The 22,243-nt window shown below is 55.6% G+C and carries 22 protein-coding genes and 2 pseudogenes; 23 read left to right on the top strand and 1 reads right to left on the bottom strand.

Features of this window, described 5'->3' with window-relative positions:
* Positions 1 to 51: 51 nt before the first annotated feature.
* The 19 genes and pseudogenes from dsbD to L1889_RS18835 all read left to right on the top strand — a co-directional run bounded on the left by dsbD (position 52) and on the right by L1889_RS18835 (position 14,892).
* Positions 52 to 1,899: a protein-disulfide reductase DsbD gene (dsbD, locus tag L1889_RS12005; protein WP_238665318.1), complete on the top strand. Its 1,848-nt coding sequence runs from the start codon at positions 52 to 54 to the stop codon at positions 1,897 to 1,899.
* Entirely contained in the window at positions 1,896 to 2,531 is a 636-nt protein-coding gene (locus tag L1889_RS12000) for a TlpA family protein disulfide reductase (protein ID WP_444329665.1), read from the top strand. The genes dsbD and L1889_RS12000 overlap by 4 nt, the downstream gene beginning before the upstream one ends.
* Positions 2,532 to 2,569: 38 nt before the next feature.
* Positions 2,570 to 2,728 carry a TlpA family protein disulfide reductase gene (locus tag L1889_RS19375; RefSeq protein ID WP_444329664.1) on the top strand — a complete coding sequence of 53 codons (159 nt, stop codon included), beginning with the start codon at positions 2,570 to 2,572 and terminating at the stop codon, positions 2,726 to 2,728.
* A 5-nt stretch (positions 2,729 to 2,733) separates the two neighbouring features.
* Positions 2,734 to 3,114 (top strand): TlpA family protein disulfide reductase, encoded by a 381-nt coding sequence (locus tag L1889_RS11995; RefSeq protein WP_238665317.1) that lies wholly within the window; start codon positions 2,734 to 2,736, stop codon positions 3,112 to 3,114.
* A 195-nt stretch (positions 3,115 to 3,309) separates the two neighbouring features.
* Positions 3,310 to 4,083, top strand: coding sequence for a thiol:disulfide interchange protein DsbG (gene dsbG, locus L1889_RS11990; protein ID WP_238665316.1), 774 nt, complete (start codon positions 3,310 to 3,312; stop codon positions 4,081 to 4,083).
* A gap of 52 nt (positions 4,084 to 4,135) precedes the next feature.
* Positions 4,136 to 4,380 (top strand): annotated as a pseudogene (locus L1889_RS11985) (sulfite exporter TauE/SafE family protein); the annotation flags it as partial.
* A 949-nt stretch (positions 4,381 to 5,329) separates the two neighbouring features.
* The gene (gene ccmA / locus L1889_RS11980) at positions 5,330 to 5,944 is read left to right on the top strand and encodes a cytochrome c biogenesis heme-transporting ATPase CcmA (protein WP_238665315.1); all 615 of its coding nucleotides are present in this window, start codon (positions 5,330 to 5,332) and stop codon (positions 5,942 to 5,944) included.
* A 124-nt stretch (positions 5,945 to 6,068) separates the two neighbouring features.
* Entirely contained in the window at positions 6,069 to 6,641 is a 573-nt protein-coding gene (ccmB, locus tag L1889_RS11975) for a heme exporter protein CcmB (RefSeq protein WP_444329663.1), read from the top strand.
* Positions 6,634 to 7,371, top strand: a complete 738-nt coding sequence (gene ccmC, locus L1889_RS11970; protein ID WP_238665314.1) for a heme ABC transporter permease CcmC — start codon at positions 6,634 to 6,636, stop codon at positions 7,369 to 7,371. Before ccmB ends, ccmC begins: the two co-directional genes overlap by 8 nt.
* A complete protein-coding gene (ccmD, locus tag L1889_RS11965; RefSeq protein ID WP_238665313.1) occupies positions 7,368 to 7,550 on the top strand; it encodes a heme exporter protein CcmD in 183 nt (60 codons plus the stop codon). The genes ccmC and ccmD overlap by 4 nt, the downstream gene beginning before the upstream one ends.
* Positions 7,547 to 7,993 carry a cytochrome c maturation protein CcmE gene (gene ccmE, locus L1889_RS11960; RefSeq protein ID WP_238665312.1) on the top strand — a complete coding sequence of 149 codons (447 nt, stop codon included), beginning with the start codon at positions 7,547 to 7,549 and terminating at the stop codon, positions 7,991 to 7,993. The genes ccmD and ccmE overlap by 4 nt, the downstream gene beginning before the upstream one ends.
* Positions 7,994 to 7,998: 5 nt before the next feature.
* Positions 7,999 to 9,963, top strand: a complete 1,965-nt coding sequence (locus L1889_RS11955) for a heme lyase CcmF/NrfE family subunit (RefSeq protein ID WP_238665311.1) — start codon at positions 7,999 to 8,001, stop codon at positions 9,961 to 9,963.
* The gene (locus L1889_RS11950; RefSeq protein WP_238665310.1) at positions 9,960 to 10,484 is read left to right on the top strand and encodes a DsbE family thiol:disulfide interchange protein; all 525 of its coding nucleotides are present in this window, start codon (positions 9,960 to 9,962) and stop codon (positions 10,482 to 10,484) included. The genes L1889_RS11955 and L1889_RS11950 overlap by 4 nt, the downstream gene beginning before the upstream one ends.
* Complete coding sequence (locus L1889_RS11945; protein ID WP_238665309.1) at positions 10,481 to 10,930, top strand: cytochrome c-type biogenesis protein; 450 nt, start codon at positions 10,481 to 10,483, stop codon at positions 10,928 to 10,930. Before L1889_RS11950 ends, L1889_RS11945 begins: the two co-directional genes overlap by 4 nt.
* 2 nt (positions 10,931 to 10,932) lie before the next feature.
* Positions 10,933 to 11,790: a c-type cytochrome biogenesis protein CcmI gene (ccmI, locus tag L1889_RS11940; protein ID WP_238665308.1), complete on the top strand. Its 858-nt coding sequence runs from the start codon at positions 10,933 to 10,935 to the stop codon at positions 11,788 to 11,790.
* Between the two features lie 177 nt (positions 11,791 to 11,967).
* Entirely contained in the window at positions 11,968 to 12,426 is a 459-nt protein-coding gene (locus tag L1889_RS11935; RefSeq protein ID WP_238665307.1) for a TlpA family protein disulfide reductase, read from the top strand.
* Positions 12,427 to 12,469: 43 nt separating this feature from the next.
* Entirely contained in the window at positions 12,470 to 13,216 is a 747-nt protein-coding gene (locus L1889_RS11930; protein WP_238665306.1) for a cytochrome c biogenesis CcdA family protein, read from the top strand.
* 835 nt (positions 13,217 to 14,051) lie between these two features.
* Entirely contained in the window at positions 14,052 to 14,351 is a 300-nt protein-coding gene (locus L1889_RS11925; protein ID WP_238665305.1) for a DUF4148 domain-containing protein, read from the top strand.
* A 232-nt stretch (positions 14,352 to 14,583) separates the two neighbouring features.
* Entirely contained in the window at positions 14,584 to 14,892 is a 309-nt protein-coding gene (locus tag L1889_RS18835; protein ID WP_238665961.1) for a cytochrome c biogenesis protein CcdA, read from the top strand.
* 12 nt (positions 14,893 to 14,904) lie between these two features.
* Here the strand turns inward: L1889_RS18835 and L1889_RS18830 are convergent.
* Positions 14,905 to 15,042, bottom strand: a pseudogene (locus L1889_RS18830) (hypothetical protein); the annotation flags it as partial.
* 577 nt (positions 15,043 to 15,619) lie between these two features.
* Between L1889_RS18830 and L1889_RS11910 the strand changes: the two are divergent.
* From L1889_RS11910 to L1889_RS11895, 4 genes are all read left to right on the top strand, one after another.
* Positions 15,620 to 15,991: a hypothetical protein gene (locus L1889_RS11910; protein ID WP_238665304.1), complete on the top strand. Its 372-nt coding sequence runs from the start codon at positions 15,620 to 15,622 to the stop codon at positions 15,989 to 15,991.
* A 189-nt stretch (positions 15,992 to 16,180) separates the two neighbouring features.
* Positions 16,181 to 17,446 carry a TolC family protein gene (locus L1889_RS11905; protein ID WP_238665303.1) on the top strand — a complete coding sequence of 422 codons (1,266 nt, stop codon included), beginning with the start codon at positions 16,181 to 16,183 and terminating at the stop codon, positions 17,444 to 17,446.
* On the top strand, positions 17,443 to 18,720 hold the full coding sequence (locus L1889_RS11900; protein ID WP_238665302.1) for an efflux RND transporter periplasmic adaptor subunit: 1,278 nt from the start codon (positions 17,443 to 17,445) through the stop codon (positions 18,718 to 18,720). The genes L1889_RS11905 and L1889_RS11900 overlap by 4 nt, the downstream gene beginning before the upstream one ends.
* Before the next feature lie 14 nt (positions 18,721 to 18,734).
* Positions 18,735 to 21,926, top strand: a complete 3,192-nt coding sequence (locus L1889_RS11895; RefSeq protein ID WP_238665301.1) for an efflux RND transporter permease subunit — start codon at positions 18,735 to 18,737, stop codon at positions 21,924 to 21,926.
* Positions 21,927 to 22,243 lie beyond the last annotated feature (317 nt).

Raw genomic sequence — 22,243 nt, 5'->3', positions numbered from 1 at the left:
CTTAATCCTGCAGGCGCATCATCTAAGGTAGTTTATTTAGAGGAGTGCAGCTTGTCTGTTTATCGGATCGCCCGTGCAGCGTTAATTCTGTGTTGTTTTGCCGTGGGTAGTGCTTGGGCAAGCAGCAGTCTATTCTCTTCGGGCAATGAGCCTGAATTTCTCGATCCTGTGGATGTCTTCACGTTAGAGCACGTGCAACAACAGGGGGACAAATACCTGCTGGAAGGACATGTTGCCGATAGCTATTATGTTTACCGCCATTCACTGAAGTTAGTCGACAGTCAGGGAAATGACATCAGTCTGGATCTGCCCTCCGGAACACCAAAGCACGATGAGTTTTTTGGCGATACGGAAATTTATACAGGCGATGCGGCCCGGTTGCACTACCCCGCGACTGCATCTGGCCCGCTGACGCTGCATTGGCAGGGGTGTGCGGACGCCGGTATTTGCTATCCGCCGCAGACTATACAGATCAGCACGGTAGAGTCAACTGCACTGGTTGATGGTCAGACGGCCGATCAACAGCCTGCGATCTTGCAGACCGGATCGGCCTCGAGTGGGCTTGATGCGCCCAACGTGTCGTCGGGTGACAGTGTCGGCGAGGATCAGGCGGCGGCTCAGCGGCTTGCGTCGCTCGGCCCCGTCGCTGGCACGCTGCTGTTCTTCGGATTCGGCCTATTACTGGCTTTTACGCCTTGCTCCTTGCCGATGATTCCCATCGTCTCCAGCATGGTCGTTGGTAGTCAGGCTAAGCCGCGCCGGGCTTTTGTTCTGTCTTTGTCGTACATCCTGGCGATGGCTGGCACATACGCGGCAGTGGGGGTGGCGGCTGGCCTGGCGGGTGCCAATTTACAAGCCACGCTGCAGTCGCCATGGCTGCTCGGCTCCTTCGCCGCGCTGTTCCTCATTCTGGCCAGCTCGCTATTCGGCCTATTCGAGTTGCGCTTGCCATCCGCCTTGGTGAATCGCCTCCAGTCCACGGGACGGACAGGTTCGGGCGGTAGTGTCACCGGTGCGGCTGCGCTAGGATTTCTATCTGCCCTCTTGGTGGGTCCGTGCATGACCGCACCCTTGGCAGGCGCGCTGTTGTATATCGGGCAGACGGGCAGTGCGGTCCAAGGCGGACTGGCCTTGTTTGCGCTGGGTCTGGGAATGGGCCTGCCGCTATTGGCTATTGCGGTGTTCGGCGCCCGTGTCCTGCCCAAGCCCGGCGCGTGGATGGATAGGGTACGCGTCGCCTTTGGCTACGTCATGGTGGGGATGGCGGTGATGATGCTGACGCGCTTCCTGACAGGCACGATGAGTCTGTTGCTCTGGGGCGCCTGGGTGCTGTTGGTGGCGGTGGGTCTCGTCGCTTGGGCGCAAGCCGTGGCGGCCAGGCAACGGTTGGTGTGGGCCTTGCGTTCGGCGGCGGTATTCACCGGCCTGTGGTCCGTCTTGATGCTTGTGGGTGCCGCTTCAGGAGGCGATGCCATCTTGCAGCCCCTGACGCATCTGCGCGGTGCACCGGTTGCAGCTGCGGCGACGGCCGAGGTCAGCTATGTTCAGGCGAAATCGGTGACTGACGTCAATGCGCGTCTGGAGGAGGCGGCCGCGCGCGGCCAGTGGACACTGATCGACTTCTACGCCGACTGGTGCGTCAGTTGTCATGTGATCGAGCGCAATGTGTTCGGCGATCCTGCCGTCGCGGCGCGGATGGCAACCATGCAGATCGTGCGTCCAGACGTGACGCGCAATGACAGCACGGATAAGGAACTGCTTAAGCACTGGGGCGTCATGGGGCCGCCCACGCTCATACTGGTGGGGCCGGATGGTACGGAGCGCCGGGATCTGCGCGTGGTGGGCGAGATTAATGCGAGTGATTTTCTACAACGTCTGAACACGGCGGGTGTGTCATGATTGGTATTGGCCCATTCCCTATACAGGTCGTCACCATCATCGCGGCCGTACTGCTGGCCTGGTTGACGGCGCGAATTGTCGGTCGGCGGATGCCTGGTGCGCCTTACAAAGCCGCGGGATCAATGATTCTTGATGCGGTGGTTTGGGGGCTGTTGGCGGCTCGGCTGGCATATATCGCACAATGGTGGGAGGAGTACTCGGCCACGCCCATGGCGATGATTGCCCTCGGTGATCGTGGGTTTACGTGGTGGGTCGGTGTCTTGGTGGTGGTTGTCTACATCTGGCGGCGAACCCATTTGACTCAGGCGTTGCGCGGCCCCGTGCTGGCGGGCGTCATGGCGGGTGTCGTCGCCTGGGTCGTCGCGGGCGGAGTGCTCGATCTGATGCAAGGTGCCGCCCCGCCTTTACCAGACTTGCAGTTGGCGACGCTGGACGAGAGCCCCATTTCTCTGAGCGAATATGCGGGGCGTCCTATCGTGCTAAACCTTTGGGCCAGTTGGTGCCCACCATGCCGCCGTGAGATGCCGGTATTCGAGCAAGCTCAAACAGAATTTCCGGACGTTGCCTTCGTCATGGTTAACCAGGGGAAAGCGCGCAGCAGGCGCAAGACTTTCTTGATAGCGAGGGCCTGAATTTGACGGATGTGCTGCTTGATCCATCATCCACCGCCATGCAAACGATGCGATCGCGCGGCTTGCCCACCACATTGTTCTTCGATGCACAGGGTCGTCAAGTGGACTCGCATTTAGGCGAGATCACCATGCCTAGCCTCAAGGACAAGATGTTGCGTCGTTTCGACCTGTCCTCCGAATCCAGTACCGACAAGTGATAACCATGCTTATACAGCCTTTACGTTTGTCCCTCATTGTTGCTGCCAGCCTCTTGTTGATGGTTGGCTGTAATCAAGCGGACAACGCAGAAAATCCGTTAGCCACCCAAGCACTGGAAACTGACCAGATGGCGCAGCAGGCCGGGCCATCTTTGCCGGACTTGCAGTTAGTGACGCTGGAGGAGCGTCCTGCCCAATTGCGTTCGTATATGGGGATGCCGGTCGTACTCAATCTTTGGGCGACCTGGTGCCCGCCGTGTCGGCGCGAGATGCCGGTACTTGAGCAAGCTCAGACGGCGTTTCCCAATGTCGCCTTCGTCTTGATCAACCAGGGGAAAGTGCACAACAGGCCAAGGAATTTCTTGATAGCGAAGGCCTGGATTTGACGGATGTTCTGCTCGACTCATCGTCTGAGGCTATGCGGGAAATGCGTACAGGCGGCTTGCCCACCACCTTCTTTTTGATGCACAGGGGCGCATGGTGGACTTACATTTAGGCGAGATCACGATGGCTGATCTTGAGAGCAAGATCTCACGCCATTTTTGACTAATCATCGAGTTCAATACAAACAAGGAATAACTATGTTTGCACAGCGTGTGCTCTACTCTTTCATTGCGGCGGTGCCTCTGATTCTGATGCCTAGCGGCGGTCAGGCCCAGGCTACGGACAAGCCGCCGGTTATTAAGGCGTTGGAAGACCAAGGCATCATCTTCAAGCAGGAATTCGAGGCGGATGAAGGCGTGCGCGCCTTTGCCGGCGTCCTGGGCGACAGTCCAGTCGCCGTCTACGTACTGGCCGACGGCCATGCTATTGCGGGCACGCGCCTGAATGCCAAAGGCGAACCGATTGACCAAGCGACACTGCAGAACCTGGTTGCCAAGCCGATCAGCGACCAGGCTTGGGCGCAGCTGGAGTCGGCCACGTGGGTGTTGGATGGCAAGGCTGACGCGCCGCGCGTTGTCTATACCTTCACCGATGCCAACTGTCCCTATTGTCACCTGTTCTGGGAAGCTGCGCGCCCGTGGGTGGATGCCGGAAAAGTCCAGTTGCGCCACCTGTTAGTCGGTGTCATCAAGGAGGACAGTCCAACCAAAGCGGCCGCGATTCTTGGCGCCGCCGATCCTTCGGTCGCTTTGCTGGAGAACGAAGTCAAGTTCGATCAGGGAGGCATTACGCCCGCCAAGAGCGTTCCGGACGATGTGCAGCGGACCCTCGATGATAACCAGATGCTCATGTTGTCCATGGGATTTCGGGGTACGCCGGGTATTGTTTTTCGAGGCGCTGCTGGCCTCATCGAGAAGCACAACGGCATGCCGCAGCAAGGAGCACTGGCCGAAGTATTAGGTCCGCGCTGATGGGTAGCCCAAATACAGACGTACGGAACTATTTGTCCGTTAGGGATACATGATGCTTAGTGGCGGGCTGCTTGGGCTTGTAATCGGCGCTGTCTTGGGATTCACAAGGGCCGGAGGCGGCATCTTTGCCGTGCCGGCGCTGGTGTTTGGCCTAGGTATGGGGATATACGCGCGGCGGCTCCTGTGGCACTCATGGCCGTTGGCGCCGCAGCGATGCTTGGCGCATTGCAGGGGCTATGCCAAGGACTTGTGCGGTACAAGGCCGCTATCGTCCTGGCGGCTGCAGGTATTCCTTTGTGGCTGGAGGCGTTGGCAGCAGGCTACGGAGTGGGGTTCGCGCCACTGCTGCGGAGCGCTGCTTATGGTATTCCCGATGTGGTTACGCGGCAACACTCCATGAGAACGTCGCTTATGACTACCTACTTGCTCAGGAAGGCAGGTGATAGCTTGCCTGAAACGTTCTCTGCATTCATTGATCGCGCGATTCGCGAACTTGGCGAAGACGAGTATGGAGGCACCGCGCATGCAGCCGCACGCTATCGTGCAACGCTTTCGGGATGCGGGTTCTCTTGCATTTTCTATGGAAACAAACATCGCGATTGCAAAATAACCCACCCCCGACTTCGACTTTTCATACCTTCGTTTGTAAGACACGCTTTTCACTTGGTACAATCGTTCCTGCAATGAAGAAATTTCTCCTTATTTTTATGCTGGTTATGCTGCCGCTTCAGGTCTCCTGGGGCGTCGTGAGCGTGTATTGCCAGCCGGAAAGGGAGGTTTGCATCGAGCCTTGTTATAGCGAAGCTCAAGAGCCGCGTGTCGCTTTAACTGACGGGTCTGAGCAAACGGGTTCAACCTCGGGGTTCTTGGGCCAGTATGAGCATTCGTGCCAAGCGCCTGTGGCGTCGATTATTTCATCTGTACATCAAACTATTCCTTCCTTATCGTCTAGCTTGGCCCCCCAGTTTCAAGAGGTGCCGCTAAGCTTACCGACCTTGTCCGAGCGGCCCGAGCGGCCCCAGTGGTTTTTCGCTGCCTAAGCTGGCACGCCGCTGATTCGACTTTCTTCTTGCCCCACACCTACGTTCTCAGCGTCGTCGCGTTCAATTAACTTTGAGCGTGCGCCCAGCTACTTGCGACGGTAGCGCTTAGTGCCGCATGTAACGGATGGTCCGTTGCAGATCGGCGCTTAGCCTAAATACCGATATCACCTGGTGATTAACGTTTTTGCGAGCAAAGGTCGACGGTGCTTGAAGCCATCAATCTGGACTGCGTGCGCGGTGAGCGACGCCTATTTCATAACCTGAACTTTCAGCTTAAGGCTGGCGAGTGCCTGTTGGTGCGCGGCGAGAACGGCAGCGGCAAAACCAGCCTTTTGCGCATGCTGGTGGGGCTAACGCCTCCGGCTGCCGGCGTTATTCATTGGCAGACCAGCCCGATTAAGAAGCTTGGCGATGAGTATCGTCGTCAGTTACTGTATTGCGGCCACCCGTTGGGCCTGAAGGATGATCTAAGCGCTACCGAGAACTTGATTTCCAGCATGGCGTTGACTGACGAATCGGTTACTCAGGACGCTGTACACGATGCCTTAGGTGAAGCTGGATTGCAAGGCAGGGAGCATCTATCGGTGCGAGCTTTGTCGCAAGGGCAAAAGCGTCGTGTCAATCTGGCTAGGCTCCTGCTGCAAAAGCGTACCTTGTGGGTGCTCGATGAACCCCTGACGGCATTGGATACCCAAGCCAGCCTATGGATAGTGGGGGTCATCGACCAGCATCTGAGTGATGGCGGGATTGCAGTCTTGACGACGCATCAGGATTTGACCTTGGCAGGCACGGCGCACGTTATACGGGTAGGCGTATGAGCGACACGATTGGCTTATCCGTACTGCGAGGGGTAATACATCGGGATTTAAGGCTCGCTATGCGACGCAAGTCCGATGTGCTGACACCGCTTTTTTCTTTGTCATTGTGGTCAGCCTGTTTCCGTTGGGCATTGGGTCTGAGCGTGACACGTTGCGGCAGATCGCGCCGGGCATTCTTTGGGTGTCGGCGTTGCTGGCGACTATGTTGTCGCTTAATCGGTTGTTCGAACAGGATTATGCCGACGGCACCCTGGAGCAAATGGCCCTTTCACCCGCTCCGCTGGGAATGCTGGTGCTCGGCAAGGTGGTCGCGTATTGGCTGTTGACGGGTTTGCCCTTGACGCTGCTCGCTCCGCTGCTGGCATTGCAATTTGATTTACCAACCCCGTCGTTATTGGTGCTGGCTGCGTCGCTGGCCCTTGGTACGCCGGTGCTTAGCTTTATTGGCGCGATCGGAGCGAGTTTGACCCTGGGCCTGCGAGGCGGCAGTGTCCTGGTCGCCTTGCTTGTACTTCCGCTGTATGTGCCAGTGCTGATCTTTGGCGCGGGTTCGGTGGGCGCCGCCGCAGCCGGCCTGGGCGCTACGGCGAATCTGTCGTTGCTGGGCGCCGTGCTGGTTTTAACTGGTTTTTTGCACCGTTGGCCACGACCGTGGCACTACGGATTGCGTTGGAATAATGAGCAAGTGAATGATTAATTGGTTTAAGTATTCATCACCAAAAATGTTTTATCCCCTTGCCGGCAAGCTGATTCCATGGTTTGGGGTCGCCGCTGCGATTCTGGCGATCATAGGGGCGTACGTGGGTTTCTTCATGGCGCCCACTGACGCCCAGCAAGGCGAGGGCTATCGCATCATCTTCCTGCATGTGCCAGTTTCCTGGATGTCGATGTTCATTTATTTGGTCATGGCTTTCTGGGCTGCTGTGGGATTGGCATTTAACAATCGTTTAGCCGCCATGATGGCCTCGGCCTTGGCTCCCACCGGCGCCATGTTCACGTTTCTTTCTCTCTGGACGGGCGCCTTGTGGGGCAAGCCTATGTGGGGGACCTGGTGGGTCTGGGATGCGCGCCTGACCTCCGAACTGATTCTATTGTTTTTGTACATCGGTTTTATGGCGCTTCAGTCAGCGGTTGATGAGCCGCGGCGCGCGGATAAGGCCGGTGCCGTGCTTGCGCTGGTCGGCGTGGTCAATATTCCGATTATTTATTTCTCGGTGCAATGGTGGAACACCCTGCATCAAGGCGCATCTGTTTCGTTGACACAAGCCCCTTCAATGGCTGCGCTCATGCTCATTGGCATGCTGCTTATGGCTTTGGCGTCATGGATGTATACGGTGGCAATCGCGCTGATGCGCGTGCGCTGCATCATTTTAGAACGCGAACACCATGCTGGGTGGTTAGATGAATTGAAGGAGGTAAAGCAATGAATTGGACAAGTCCTGCTGAGTTTTTTGCGATGGGCGGCTATGGGCAATACGTGTGGGGGTCAGTCGCCGTCACCCTGGTCGCTCTTTGCTCTGAATGGCTCTTGCTGCGCCAGCGCCGCAAAGTGGCTTTATCGCAAGTGAAGCGCAAGTTAATCCTGAGGGAAGAGGGATCTCGATGAAAAATCGCCATAAACGTATCGCGCTTATTGCTGGTGGCGTGGCCGCATTCGGCATTGCCACAGCCTTAGTGCTCAATGCTTTTCAAAGCAATCTTGTATTCTTTTTCACGCCTACGCAGGTGAGTGCCGGTGAAGCACCCCAGGAGCGGACGTTTCGCGTCGGCGGCATGGTGCAAACCGGCAGTGTGCAGCGCCAAAGTGATGGGCTCACGGTGAAGTTCGTTGTGACCGATACCGCCAAGATGATACCGGTCAGTTATACGGGAATATTGCCCGACCTGTTTAGTGAAGGCAAAGGGGTAGTGGCTCAAGGCAAGCTCGGGGCCGATGGATTGTTCCGCGCTGAAGAGGTGCTCGCCAAACACGATGAGAACTATATGCCCCCTGAAGCGCAGCATGCGCTGGATGAGGCCGCCAAGAACACGATTACTGCGAGGCCATAACGCTCATGATTGCTGAACTCGGTCATTTTTCACTGATTCTGACGCTATTTGTAGCGCTTGCGCAGGGCTGTTTAGCCCTTGCTGGTGCGGCGCGTGGCAATGATGTCTGGATCGCCTTTGCTCGACCTGCCGCGCGCGCGCAGTTCCTGTTAATTATTGTTAGCTTCGCGACGCTGGGTTGGTCCTTCATCGTTAAGGACTTTTCGGTGGCTTACGTCGCCCAGAACTCCAACTCGCAATTGCCCTTGCTTTACCGTATCGCCGCGGTCTGGGGCGGCCACGAAGGATCGCTCTTGTTGTGGCTGCTGATGCAAACAGGCTGGGCGTACGCTGTAAGTGTGTTCTCCAAGCAACTGCCCGATGTCATGGTTGCACGTGTACTGGGGGTGCTGGGCCTGGTCACCGCTGGATTCCTGCTGTTTGTGCTGCTTACCTCTAATCCGTTCGAGCGCCTGGTACCGGCACCTATGGAGGGTATGGACCTGAATCCGCTCCTGCAAGACATTGGACTGATATTTCATCCGCCACTGCTGTACATGGGGTATGTCGGATTCTCGGTAGCGTTTGCATTTGCCATTGCCGCATTGCTGGCGGGGCAGCTCGACTCGACGTGGGCTCGTTGGTCCCGGCCCTGGGCGACGGCAGCGTGGTTGTTCTTGACCTTAGGTATCGCCTTGGGGAGCTGGTGGGCCTATTACGAACTGGGTTGGGGTGGCTGGTGGTTCTGGGACCCGGTAGAGAACTCTTCGTTTATTCCGTGGCTGGTGGGTACTGCGTTGATCCACTCCCTGGCCGTCACCGAAAAACGGGCCAGTTTCAAGAACTGGACAGTGCTTCTTGCTATCAGCACGTTCTCGCTTTCATTGCTGGGCGCTTTTCTTGTACGGTCTGGCGTGCTGACGTCAGTACACGCCTTCGCCACCGATCCGCGCCGCGGCGTGTTCATTTTGATGCTCTTCGCCGTGGTGGTCGGCTCGTCCTTGTTTTTATTTGCACTGCGCGCGCCCAAGGTGGGCATGGGCGGGCGGTTTGAACTGATATCGCGTGAGTCTCTCTTGCTGGTGAACAACGTATTGTTGGCCGTAGCAGCAGGGGCCGTCATTCTCGGAACCTTGTATCCGCTTTTCATTGATGCACTCGGGTTAGGCAAACTTTCCGTGGGACCGCCATACTTTAATGCCGTTTTCATACCGCTGATGGTGCCGGCGCTGCTTCTCATGGCGGTAGGTCCGGTGGCTAACTGGAAGACGGCCAAGATAAGCGCTCTGATAAAACACCTGCATGTTCCGGCTGTAGTGGCGCTTGTGGTCGGTGTTGGCGCACCGTTCATGCTGGGGCGTTGGTCGGCGCTGGTGGCGTTAGGTCTGGCACTGGCCACGTGGATTGCCACTGCGGTGGTTAAGGGCATCGTTGACCGTATGCGGGCTACGCGCACAGGGCTGCGAGCTCAACCGCTTAGCTGGCTAGGCATGCATCTGGCCCATTTAGGCATTGCTGTGTTCGTAGCGGGAGTGACGCTCGTCATGGGCTATGAAACTGAACAGGACGTTCGTATGACGCCCGGCAGCACGGTAAGCACAGGGGGCTATGACTTGAAGTTTCTAGGCGTCAGTAAAGCACAGGGACCTAATTATGTTGCAGAAATCGGTGACATCGAGCTGTCACGCGATGGTCGGATCTTACGTTTGCTTCATCCCGAAAAACGTAGCTACATCTCCTCGGAAATGCCCATGACAGAAGCAGCCATTGACGCCAACGGATTGCGCCATGTGTACGTCGCCTTGGGTGAGCCGCTCGCCGACGGCGCCTGGAGCGTGCGTGTTTACCACAAACCATTCGTTGATTGGATCTGGATTGGTTGCATCTTGATGGCGCTGGGTGGGCTGTTAGCTATCAGTGATCGTCGTTATCGACTTAAGAAACGTCGCGAACGTAAGGCTGCTTTGGTCGCCGCAGGAGCCACAGCATGAGTCGCTTTATATGGCCCTTGGTCGGTTTTGTCGTACTGGTTGGCTTCCTGGGTTTCGGTTTGACCCTTAAGCCCAGCGAAGTCCCTTCGCCTTTTATTAACAAGCCGGCGCCAAGCTTCACCTTGCCCCAGTTGGCGTCGCCAGAAGACACGTTTTCACCAGAAGCCATGAAAGGCCAAGTGTGGCTGCTCAATGTGTGGGCCTCCTGGTGTTATGCCTGCCTTGAAGAGCATCCCGTGATTACGGCGTTGGCTAAAACACATGGGGTACCCATTGTAGGCCTTAACTACAAAGATATACGCGGGGAAGCCATTTCGTGGTTGGAACGCCATGGCAATGGATATGTGTTGTCCGTATCCGATACGCAAGGGCGCGTGGGCATCGACTATGGCGTTTATGGCGTGCCCGAGACCTTTGTTATCGATAAGGACGGCTTCATTCGTTACAAGCACATCGGTGCAGTAACCGATAGTGCGGTACGCGACACGATACTACCGCTGATACGGGAGCTTGAGCAATGAAACGTTGGTGGCTGACATTATTGTGCTTGGTCATCGCCTTGCCATCGTGGGCGGATAACGGCGCGGCGCAAAAGCGCATGTTGGATATTGCTGGCGAGTTGCGCTGCCTGGTGTGCCAGAACGAATCAATCGCGGCCTCGCGCGCCGACTTGGCCGTGGATTTGCGTCAGCAGATACGCGAGCAGATACAAGCGGGCAAAAGCGATGCCGAGATTAGAACCTATATGGTTGATCGTTATGGTGATTTCGTACTCTATCGCACGCCATTAAAAGCCACCACGCTATTGCTATGGTTTGGCCCCATGTTGCTGCTGGCCTTTGGTCTGCTCGTTCTGGCAACAACATTGCGTCGCCGTAAAAGCAGTGTGGCTGACGCATTGTTAAGCGACGATGAGCGCAAGAGGGCGCAGGCACTGCTAGCGCAAACCACGGACAACGGAACATAACCATGAATTTGATTTTTATCCTAATTGCCGCATTACTTGCTGCTAGTGTCACCTGGTGGCTAGTGTTTGTTCTGTGGCGTAGCCCCAAGCTGGACAGCAGTGTCGAGCATCACGCCGTCAATGCGGCGGTACTGCGCGACCAATTGGTTGAACTGGAGCAGGATCGCGCCAACGGTATATTGTCTTTACCTGATCACGCTGCGGCCCAACAAGAGCTGCAACGGCGTGTGCTCGATGAGGCAACACCCGCTCAGGATACCGGGCAACGGCGCCAGAGCAGCAAGTCAGCCGCGATAGCGCTGGCCATTGTCTTGCCCGTGGCAGCAACGCTTACCTATCTTGCGATAGGGAACCCCGCAGCCATTACGCCACCGCCGGCGCAAAGTGCTCCCGTTATGACACAAGCCGATGTGCAGGCCATGGTGGATTCGCTCGCCGCCAGGTTGGCGCGCAATCCTGATGACGCGCCTGGTTGGCTCATGCTGGCGCGCTCATATCGTTATTTTGAAAAATATGAAGACGCGGCTGCCGCCTTTGCCAAAGCGGCGACCGTCATCCAGTCGGATCCTTTGGCGTTGTCCGAATATGCCGAAACACTCGCCAGAAGCAATCAAGCTGGCTTTAAAGGGGAGCCGACGCAATTGCTGGAGCGCGCACTATCGCTCAATCCCCGGGAGCCATTCGCCCTGACTTTGGCAGGCGCCGCAGCGCTTGAGCGCCAAGACTATCCGGCAGCGATTGACTATTGGCAACAGTTATTCGACCTGCTTCCGCCTGGCTCGGACGCCGCGCGGGCTGTCGCAGACAGCATAGAGCGAGCTCGCCGAGAACAAGTCGAAATGGCAACCCCCAATAACTGATGGATGCTGAACGTTAACAATGAAGAACTCTTTTAAGATAATTGCTTGGGCAGCAGTGGCGTTAATCAGCGTGATCGCCATCGCGACCGCTTTGTTTTTGTACCAACGTAACAATGCCTCGAAAAATCTCCTAGGTGGAGTACTTAATGTTGCGGTGGACATAGGGGGCAGCGATTCATGCGCTGGCATACGCCACGCGAACTGCCTTTGATCTCCTTCCAGGATGCGACGGGCAAGACCGTGACTTTGGCCGATTTTGAAGGTCGTGTCATATTGCTTAATGTCTGGGCGACCTGGTGCCCCCCATGTCGCGAAGAGATGCCATCGTTGGACCGGTTAAATGCCAACCGTGGCGGTCCAGACTTTGAAGTCGTTGCCCTGTCAATTGATCGGGATCCTGATTTGATCAAACCGTTCTATCAGGATTTTGGCATTCGAACGTTAAAGCATTACGTTGACCCGACGACAAGGGTTTCAGACACGCTGCGTGCGCCGGGCGTGCCAACAACGCTATTGATTGATCGAGAAGGGCGCGAAATCGGCCGGGCGATGGGGCCCGCTGCCTGGGATGGCCCGCAAGTTGAAGCTTTAATTGATGGCGCACTGCTGCACGCCTCTATTCGGGATTTAAAGTGATGCGAGATAAGAATAAAGCAGACTACCTACTGGGAATGATGCGATGCTTGAATTAACTGTCATTGGGCTATTAACGGCGTTTTTCGCCGGTATTGCTTCCTTCCTATCGCCCTGTGTTTTACCGCTTGTGCCAGGTTACCTCTCCTATATTGCGGGCGATTCGGTTCAGTCCAGTGCCTCTCATATCGAAGCACGTGTGGCTCGCTGGCGAGCATTGGGCCTGAGTGCGTGTTTCGTTGCTGGCTTCTCCATGGTGTTTCTGATTTTAGGGGCCAGCATCACTGTAGTTGGGCGTTTGTTTTTATCGTATCGCTACGAACTGAATATTGCCGCGGGCGGCGTTATTGTCGTCGCTGGCCTGATGGTTATGGGCGTTATACGTGCCCCGCTATGGATGCAACGTTACTACCGCTTTGAGCCGCGGGGCGGTGGGGGTAAGCCCTGGTCGGCGACCGTGCTTGGCATGGCATTCGGCTTCGGTTGGACGCCGTGTATTGGTCCCGTGCTTGGCGGTATTTTGATACTCGGCGCCACGTCTGAGAGTCTTGGGCAGGGAATATTGCTTTTGGGTATTTACGCACTGGGTTTAGGTGTGCCGTTCTTGCTTTCCGCGTACTTCATGACACCCTTTATGCGTCGAATAGGTTCATTGCGCCGAACGGGTCGTTATCTTCAGATAATCACGGGCGCGATTTTGGTGCTGATGGGCATTGCGGTGGCAAGTGGACAGTTGGTGCGTTTTGCTATTTGGTTACTGAGGACGTTTCCAGCGCTTGGGGCGATTGGGTAGTTGGGGGTGTTCCGGAAAAGGGGAAATTAAGCACGTTAAGGTCGACCTCGATCTATTTTGTTTTAAATAAATTCATTTAGATCATTAGCGCTTGGATCAATAACGAGGACTATGAGCACCCGTGCCAGCAACATAGTGGCGATATAGCTGGCGTATTAAAACCCAATGCGCCAGCCACGCCATCCATAGCTGGTTTTGGTGGACAACGCTAGCGATTCGAAATATCAGCGCAAAGGTTGTCTCGTCGGCCAGCAGACTGTGCTCAATTATCCATCCTCAGCGCATTAACAATACCTGCTGCCAAATTCAACAGCCTATGACGCCGCGTCCAACTACGCCAGCGGCTTTTTCTGCTTGTAGTCCTCGCGCTTATGAGTCGGTCCCCCGCATTACAGCCCTGAATCATGGTGCTGTGTTTCGAGCCGAAAGCGATCTATAGAGGTAGGACAACAAACAATAAGCCTCCAAGGAGATTTCCAATAGCCGCCGGAACAATACTCCAGCCAGGTGCTGAGCTCCATTCTGGTAGCTTCGAGGATTAGCAGATATCTAGTGCCTCTCGAAAATGAACTTTACCCTTTGGCTGAATCTGCGAAAAAATGACATAGGCAGTCAGGAGAAGGAAGGTCCGCGAGGGTTACTTCTAACTTAAGAGAGAAGCGACAGAAAACTGACTGCCCTCATAAAGCTTACAGAAATGTAATCCAGATGCTGGAGGTTTGTCCTTATGGCTAAAGTAAAATATTTACGGGCTTTCAACCAACTGCTTCAAGGTGAATAGAGTTAGTTCGATGAGCAACGAAGCGACGAAATTCGAGTGTTTGGAACAAGAATTATGCCTATGTCAAAAATTCATTTGGTCACGGCTGTCCTGCTCTGTGCAGTCGTGACCACTGCGTGTACATCACAGATACGTCAGTCAGGGGACTCTGGCATCTACGGAGAATCCAAAACACGCGCAGAAGTACAGGCTGATTTAGTGCTTTGGAAGCGCGCGGGGCTGGATAAATTCTGGCGAGGTCGCGGCTCCCCGGATACTTTTAGACCCCAATATAAAGCTGCCTATGCAGAATATGTCCGTTTGCGTTCGGGGCCTGAATATCAACAAGAAGTGCAACGACAGTCTGCGAAGTAAGCGCAGTTGATAAAATTTTTCTTAGCAAGAGGATGCCATTGATCACTTGGCTGGCTCAGCCCATCTTCGGCATAAATTCATCGACGTCAGACGCATACAACCTAAGGGAAAACGGAGCTGCAACGACCGAGCCATCGACTACTTTGTGCGTCTGTACCGCATTGAGCGAGGTTAAAGACCTGCGCGATGTGGGGCTCGCTCGTCAATATGCAGCGCTGATGGTGGTGGCCCAGTGCTAGCTGGACGGCTTGAATTACTTGCGCATTGGGGGTATTACACCGACACGGCTCGCTTCACTTATCACGTTTTCGCGCTAATACACCTGCTCGGATGCGCTTTTCTCGGGATGGGTGTTCCGCTTCTGATCTCTGGTACCACAGCGGGTGCACTTTTGCCTAAGGCTGGACGTTGGATGCTGTCAGTGCGAAACTTTCGAGGTGTCATGATGCTGGCTGTGGCCATCTTCCTGATTTTCCCGATTATACCTTCCGTCGTCCATATGATCCCAATCTGCGACGGAATCAACTGCGATGGACCCTAGAGCCCATCCAACTAACGGTGTGACGGCTTCGATTACACCAAAAATAATTCCGAGACGCAGCGCTTCTGATAGGCGAGGAGTGCGACGGGCAGTACCTTTGTCGACCGCGGTCACAAACGCGTCAGTTGACCTGGCCAACACCAGGATCATCGTAGAAAAAATTCATGCGGGAGTGGTTCCAGCCGAGCGACACATGGACTTTCCGGTACGGCCCGGCAGCGCACTGGAAAAGTCTATGGTCTCGCCATGCCTGTCGGCCGCTTGCGCCATGGCGTTGGAGCCTAGAATGTTGACACAACCCTTTCTCGCGAAGTCGAAAGTAAGCTACTTCCCAAAGAAGGGCCTGAATTCTAACACTTGACGGCATAGGAGCCGACGTGGGTGCTCGCAAGAGATCAAAGTAACCTAGATTGGCAGATTTCCAATCTAACGAATAGATGGATTTTCCCTAGTAGTCATTTTTTTTGTATCTATTGCTTGAGATTGAAAGAGTTTCGACACTCGTGCTGAGACATGTTTTTGGATTACAAAAAAGTAATCGGGCTGTTGCGGGCGTGACGGTTGTATTTAGTTAATATTAAAAGTTGCCAGCTTGTTGCTTCCGCCGAGCCGATAGCTATGAGCTCGATTAGCGTCCCCATATAGGATTTTCTTTGCGTGAAAGGCTCAACAGCTTTAGCCGTTACCTGCCAGTCATACCGAGCCGCAGTGTGTTAAAGGTCCAGTAATGAGAATCGGCATAATCGACGTTGGAATGAAAAAACTCGTGTTAATCCTTGTGCTTGTTCTTCTGCCGCTCCAGGTTTCTTGGGGAGTGGTCAGTGTGTACGTCGCACAAGAGCATGATGCCTGCCTCCATCTCTGTTCCGAAACCCAAGAAGCTAAAGCCGGGCAGGGCGATGAGCGCGGCTCAACCACCGTAAGCGTTCATCATGAGGACCGCTTCTGTGGTCTGCATGCCTTGAGTATTGTTGAGACTTATCCACCTCGAGTAGTTCCCATTTTATCTTCCCTCGCTCCTGAAGCCGACGAGCTGCAGCTCCTACGGCAATCTCCCATCGAAAGGCCAGAACGGCCTAAATGGACGGCGTCAGTCTGAAGCGGGACCACGCAGCAACCTTTTACCGCGTCGTCCCGCTATCCTTGCAGTAGCTGGGAGCGGCAGCGCGACACCTCATTTGGACCGAATCGCTTTCGAAAGCCTCATCTGTAGGCGATACCGTCATCGCACCGATCTCAGCACTGCTCAAGAGTCAAGTACCTCAAAATACTATCTTGGAGCAATTCCATGCGCAGTGCATTACTTCTATTTGGAGCCGCCTTGGCTCTATGCGGAGCGGCATCGGCTCAGCCGCTGCCGTCCTACCTTGGCTCGACTTCGGCGAAGCAAACTGAACCGGTAGCGTCACTGACACTCAACCAGGCAGTCAAACTGGCTCTGGATGCCAACTACTCTCTTTCTTCTGCTCGCTACGCGGCCGATTCGTCTGAAGGCATCGTACTCCAGGCCCGAACAAGACCGAACCCGGTATTGGACGTTGAAGTAGAAGACACGGCCCGCAAAGCGTCGCGCACCACGACGACGAAACTCAGTTTGCCCATAGAGCTCGGGGGTAAGCGCGAAGCGCGCGTTGCTGCAGCCGAGCTTACTCGCGATATTGCACGACAGGATCTACAGCAGACCCGTGCGGATGTGCGGTCTCAAACGGTTGCCGCCTTCTTTGATGTGCTGATAGCGCAAGAGCAAGTTGCGCTATCGACCAAAACTGTTGAAATCGCTCACGACGCATATCGCATCGCAGGCCGGCGGGTTGAGGCAGGCAAAGTTCCACCTCTGGATGCCGATCGGGCGCAGGTCGAATTGGCGAACGCAGAACTGGAGAAGGCCCAGGCGGCCAGTTCGCTGAAGCTGGCTCGATATAACCTCGCGGCGTTGTGGGGCAATCCCTCCCCGCTATTTACCAAGGTCGAAGGAGATATTGCTGCCCTACCGGGGCGCCCCGATCTAGACGATCTGACCGCAGCACTGGAGCGTTCGCCTCGCATGCAGTCAGCGCGGCTTGATCTTGAGCGAAGCCAAGCCCGAATCGCAGTGGAGCGGAGCAAGCGATACCCGGATCTGACAGTAAGCGCTGGCGTAATTCGGAACAACGAGCTGGGGCGCAATCAGATGATGCTGGGCGTGTCGATTCCTTTACCTTTTTTCGATCGGAATCAGGGGAATGTCTATGAAGCTTCGATGCTGGCATATAAGAGTCGAGACGATTACCGAGGCTTAAAGATTCGTCTGCAGACACAACTACAACGAGCCGCCAGCGAGTTCGACATTGCCAAAAGTGCCACGCAGAGATTCGAGTCCGAGATTCTGCCCAGTGCCAACACGGCGTTCGACAGAGCCAAAAAAGGATTTGAAGCGGGAAAGTTTGGCTTTATCGAGGTGCTGGATGCGCAACGGACATTATTTCGAGCGCGTGTTCGACACTTGTCCGCGCGGTCGGATGCCTATCAAGCCCTTGCACTAATAGACCGTATTCTAGGACGAGACTCACTATGAAGAACACATCAAACAACGCAGGCTCACGCGGCCGTACCAGGCAGGTGGTCTTAATTGCCGTCATTGTCGTCATCGGCGTTCTGCTGAGCACGCTGATTCTCGCCGGGACGGTGTCCGAAAACAGCGCCTCAGATCAAGATGAACACACCCAAGCGGCGGAGCAGACAGACGGCAAGCAAGGCGAAGAGGAAGCCGGACATGCTCACGAGAGTGGTGCTACGCCCACCGACAAAGATCAGCACGAGAGCGAGGTGACCTTCACCGAAGCACAGATTCAGGCTGCGGGAATCAGCATGGCTGTGGCAGGCCCAGCGCGCATTCAAGGCGCCACCAAGTTGCCTGGCGAAATCGTCTTTAACGCCGATCGCACCGCGCAACTCGTTCCGCGTCTTGCTGGCGTTGTTCAGACTGTCAAAGCCAACCTCGGGCAAGAGGTCAAACAAGGCGAGGTACTGGCCATCATAGCCAGCCCGGAGCTGTCCGAGCGGCGCAGCACGTTGAGTGCCGCGCAAAAGCGCCTGACCCTGGCTCGGACCACCTACGAGCGCGAACGGCTGTTATGGAAAGAGAAAATTTCTGCCGAGCAGGACTACCTCCAGGCGCGCCAGCAACAGCAAGAAGCGCAGATTGCCGTGGCCAATGCGCTCGAACAGCTTCAGGCACTCGGAACTGACGCGGGCAAACCGGGAAGCTTCAACCGCCTCGAAGTGCGCGCGCCGTTCGATGGCATGATCGTCGAAAAGGATATCGCGCTTGGAGAGACGGTTAGCGCTGATGCATCAATTTTTAAGATTTCCGATCTCTCCACGGTGTGGGCGGACATTATTGTGCCAGCTGAGAAACTCGGCGCAGTGCGCGTTGGCAGTAAAGCAATTGTGCAGGCTACCGCCTTTGACTCGCAGGCAGAGGGCGTTGTTTCTTATGTCGGCTCGCTGTTAGGCCAACAAAGCCGCGCCGCCACGGCCCGGGTTAGTTTGTCCAATCCCAGCGGGAGCTGGCGGCCAGGTTTGTTCGTCAACGTCCAAGTGGTCTCGGGTGAATCCGACGTTCCAGTGGCGGTCGAGCCTGAGGCCGTTCACACCGTGGAGCAAGAGTCTGTTGTCTTTGTGCGACATGATAACGAGTTTGTCGCTCAAATCGTGAAGATTGGGCGTCGCGATGCTAAGGCGGTGGAGGTTCTCGAAGGACTGAAGGCTGGTGCACGCTACGCCGTGAAAAACAGCTTTGTCATCAAATCCGAGTTAGGCAAGGGTAGTGCCTCGCACAGCCATTAAATAGAGGAAGAACCGTGTTCGAACGCATCATTCGTTTTTCAATCGAGCAGCGCTGGTTGATCATACTGGCCGTGCTCGGGATGGCCGCTCTGGGCATCTACAACTATCAGCGCCTTCCTATCGACGCCGTGCCCGATATTACCAACGTGCAGGTGCAGATCAACACCGCTGCGGCGGGCTACTCACCCCTGGAGGTCGAGCAACGCGTTACCTATCCACTTGAAACCGTGATGGCCGGTATTCCGAAGCTGGAGCAGACGCGCTCGCTCTCGCGCTACGGGCTATCTCAAATAACAGTGATCTTTGAGGAAGGCACTGACATCTACTTCGCTCGCCAGTTGGTGAACGAGAGGCTGCAGGGGGCCAAGGATCAGCTTCCTGTTGGCATGACACCGACACTGGGGCCGATCTCTACCGGCCTTGGCGAGATTTATTTCTGGACAGTGGAAGCAGACGACGGGGCGGTCAAGCCGGACGGCACACCGTATACACCAACGGACTTGCGCGAGATTCAGGATTGGATCATTAAACCCCAATTGCGCAATGTGCCTGGCGTGACCGAGATCAACACCATTGGGGGGTACGCCAAAGAGTATCTGATCGCGCCGGATCCGGGAAAGCTGCGCTCTTTTGGTCTTACCTTGCAAAATTTGATCGAGGCGGTGGAACGGAACAACAGTAACGTCGGGGCCGGCTACATCGAACGGCGTGGCGAGCAATCACTTGTCCGTGTCCCGGGTCAGGTGCAGTCCATGGATGAAATCGGCCAAATTCTTATCGCCAACGTGGGTGGCACGCCAATCCGCATTCAAGACGTTGCACAAGTCGGCATAGGCAAGGAGTTGCGCACTGGTGCAGCAACCGAGAACGGCCGTGAGGTGGTGCTGGGGACGGCGTTCATGCTGATGGGCGAGAACAGCCGGGCCGTGTCCCACGCAGTCGATAAGAAGATGCAGGAGATCAACCGCAGCTTACCCAAAGGGGTGAGCGCAGTAACGGTGTACGACCGCACCGTACTTGTGGACAAAGCGATTGCCACCGTACAGAAGAATCTTCTCGAAGGTGCGATCCTGGTTATCGTGGTGCTGTTCCTGTTCCTGGGCAATATCCGTGCCGCAGTGCTCACAGCACTCGTTATTCCCTTGGCTATGCTGTTCACCTTCACCGGCATGGTCACGGGCAAGGTCAGTGCCAACTTGTTGAGCCTGGGTGCCCTGGATTTCGGCATCATCATCGACGGTGCTGTGGTGATCGTTGAGAATTGCGTGAGACGGCTGGCGCATGCCCAAGCACACCATGGTCGCCCGCTTACGCTTTCGGAGCGGTTACATGAAGTATTTACTGCGTCAAAAGAAGTGCGCCGCCCGTTGTTGTTTGGGCAACTCATCATCATGATCGTCTACTTGCCGATCTTCGCCCTCACGGGCGTGGAGGGCAAGATGTTTACTCCTATGGCTTTTACAGTGGTAACAGCGTTATTGGGAGCGATGATCCTCTCCGTGACTTTTGTGCCCGCAGCGATGGCACTATTTATCGGAAAGCGGGTCACGGAAAAGGAAAGCCTTTTCATTCGTGGCGCCAAACGCGCCTATCGTCCCGCCCTGAATCTAGCAATGGCCAATAAACCTGTTGTGCTGGTTTTTGCGGCCGTCACCATTGTGCTCTCGGCCTTGATCGGTGTGCGTATGGGTAGCGAATTCGTTCCGAGTCTTAATGAGGGTGACTTCGCGATCCAGGCGTTGCGGGTACCGGCCACCAGCTTGACCCAATCTATCGAAATGCAGCAGCAACTGGAACGCAAGCTTTTAAAGGAATTCCCGCAGATAGAGCGCATATTCGCTCGCACCGGCACGGCGGAGGTGGCTTCCGATGCCATGCCGCCCAATATTTCCGATGCCTATGTCATGCTCAAGCCCCAAGACCAATGGCCAGACCCCAATTTGTCCCGGGATGAGCTTTTGCGTCAAGTGCAAGTGTCGGCTGCGCAGCTACCTGGCAGCAATTACGAGTTCTCCCAGCCGATCGAGCTTCGTTTCAATGAACTGATATCAGGTGTGCGCTCGGACGTAGCGGTCAAGATCTTTGGCGATGATATGAGCGTGCTGGAGTCGACCGCGACAGAAATTGCACAGGTGCTAGAGCAGGTACCCGGCGCCAGCGGCGTTAATGTTGAGCAGACAACGGGCCTGCCTGTGCTGACTATCGCTATCGACCGCTCACAGGCCGCCCGTTACGGATTGACCCTCCAGGAGGTGCAGGACGCGGTAGCCGTCGCCATTGGCGGGCGCGATGCCGGGACACTCTTTCAGGGCGATCGCCGCTTCGGGATCGTTGTGCGGTTGTCCGAGGCCCTGCGCAGCGACATTGATGCCATCAAGCAGTTGCCGATTGCGCTGCCGACCGCTGGCGGCGCGGTAAACCACATTCTGCTTGGCTCGATTGCAACGCTCGAAACGACAGCGGGGCCGAACCAGATCAGTCGCGAGAACGGCAAACGGCGCATCGTCGTCACGTCCAATGTTCGAGGACGCGACATCGGAACATTTGTGTCGCAGGCTCAGGAACGCCTCCAGAAGCAGGTACAAGTACCAGCTGGATATTGGATCGACTGGGGCGGCACGTTCGAACAGCTCGAGTCGGCGACACAGCGGTTACAAATTGTGGTGCCGGTTGCCCTGCTGCTGGTGTTCATCCTGCTCTTTATGATGTTCAACAACGTCAAAGATGGTCTGTTGGTATTTACTGGCATTCCTTTTGCGCTTACCGGGGGTATCCTGGCGCTTTGGCTGCGGGGCATCCCGCTATCGATCTCTGCGGCGGTGGGATTTATTGCCTTGTCGGGCGTGGCTGTGCTGAACGGCCTTGTCATGCTGTCCTTCATCCGTGGCCTGCGCGAGGAGGGCCTATCGCTCGATGCGGCGATCCGAGAGGGTGCGTTGACTCGGCTCAGGCCAGTGCTGATGACCGCACTTGTGGCCTCGCTGGGTTTCGTGCCCATGGCGCTGAATACCGGAACGGGTGCGGAGGTACAGCGCCCGCTTGCCACGGTCGTGATCGGCGGCATCGTTTCTTCGACTTTTTTGACACTGTTGGTGCTGCCCATATTGTATCAATTGAGCTACCGCCGTTCTGCTGCCCGAGAATCTGATGAGCAGCTTCTGGAAAAGGGAGATAAGCACTATGAGTCGAATTCTGCTTCTGCGTAGGCAGTAGCGCATTCAAAAAATTCACAACCCTCTAAAAGTGCGATATTTGTTAGCTGTTTCGGTGGACGACGGGCTCTTTTAACAGATTAGCGTCATTAGCCTCTATCAAGACTAAATCGCCCGCAAATCCGGGCCAGATGTAGGCCCTACTGCTACGAGCTTGGCGTCCATGGTAGCTAATACTGGAGAATGGCAGTGAACGTCAACTTAAATAGCGCGACTTTTGAGTCGGCGAACCGCGAATCAAAAGGCATTTTCCAATGGGTCCACAAGCTGGCCTTCCAAGCGGATTACAAAAAGTAATCCAGGCGTCACGG

Source organism: Paenalcaligenes niemegkensis (assembly GCF_022230885.1).
Lineage (GTDB): Bacteria > Pseudomonadota > Gammaproteobacteria > Burkholderiales > Burkholderiaceae_B > Paenalcaligenes > Paenalcaligenes niemegkensis.
This window is presented reverse-complemented; position numbering and strand designations above follow the sequence as displayed.

Bases quoted from the DNA above. Each gene is read 5' to 3' on its own strand.
- ccmI (WP_238665308.1), top strand. From the start codon at position 10,933: ATGAATTTGATTTTTATCCTAATTGCCGCATTACTTGCTGCTAGTGTC.
- L1889_RS11930 (WP_238665306.1), top strand. From the start codon at position 12,470: ATGCTTGAATTAACTGTCATTGGGCTATTAACGGCGTTTTTCGCCGGT.
- dsbG (WP_238665316.1), top strand. From the start codon at position 3,310: ATGTTTGCACAGCGTGTGCTCTACTCTTTCATTGCGGCGGTGCCTCTG.
- L1889_RS11935 (WP_238665307.1), top strand. From the start codon at position 11,968: ATGCGCTGGCATACGCCACGCGAACTGCCTTTGATCTCCTTCCAGGAT.
- ccmD (WP_238665313.1), top strand. From the start codon at position 7,368: ATGAATTGGACAAGTCCTGCTGAGTTTTTTGCGATGGGCGGCTATGGG.
- L1889_RS19375 (WP_444329664.1), top strand. From the start codon at position 2,570: ATGCAAACGATGCGATCGCGCGGCTTGCCCACCACATTGTTCTTCGAT.
- L1889_RS11900 (WP_238665302.1), top strand. From the start codon at position 17,443: ATGAAGAACACATCAAACAACGCAGGCTCACGCGGCCGTACCAGGCAG.
- ccmE (WP_238665312.1), top strand. From the start codon at position 7,547: ATGAAAAATCGCCATAAACGTATCGCGCTTATTGCTGGTGGCGTGGCC.
- L1889_RS12000 (WP_444329665.1), top strand. From the start codon at position 1,896: ATGATTGGTATTGGCCCATTCCCTATACAGGTCGTCACCATCATCGCG.
- L1889_RS11910 (WP_238665304.1), top strand. From the start codon at position 15,620: ATGAGAATCGGCATAATCGACGTTGGAATGAAAAAACTCGTGTTAATC.
- L1889_RS11905 (WP_238665303.1), top strand. From the start codon at position 16,181: ATGCGCAGTGCATTACTTCTATTTGGAGCCGCCTTGGCTCTATGCGGA.
- L1889_RS11925 (WP_238665305.1), top strand. From the start codon at position 14,052: ATGCCTATGTCAAAAATTCATTTGGTCACGGCTGTCCTGCTCTGTGCA.
- L1889_RS11955 (WP_238665311.1), top strand. From the start codon at position 7,999: ATGATTGCTGAACTCGGTCATTTTTCACTGATTCTGACGCTATTTGTA.
- L1889_RS11950 (WP_238665310.1), top strand. From the start codon at position 9,960: ATGAGTCGCTTTATATGGCCCTTGGTCGGTTTTGTCGTACTGGTTGGC.
- L1889_RS11995 (WP_238665317.1), top strand. From the start codon at position 2,734: ATGCTTATACAGCCTTTACGTTTGTCCCTCATTGTTGCTGCCAGCCTC.
- L1889_RS11945 (WP_238665309.1), top strand. From the start codon at position 10,481: ATGAAACGTTGGTGGCTGACATTATTGTGCTTGGTCATCGCCTTGCCA.
- ccmC (WP_238665314.1), top strand. From the start codon at position 6,634: ATGATTAATTGGTTTAAGTATTCATCACCAAAAATGTTTTATCCCCTT.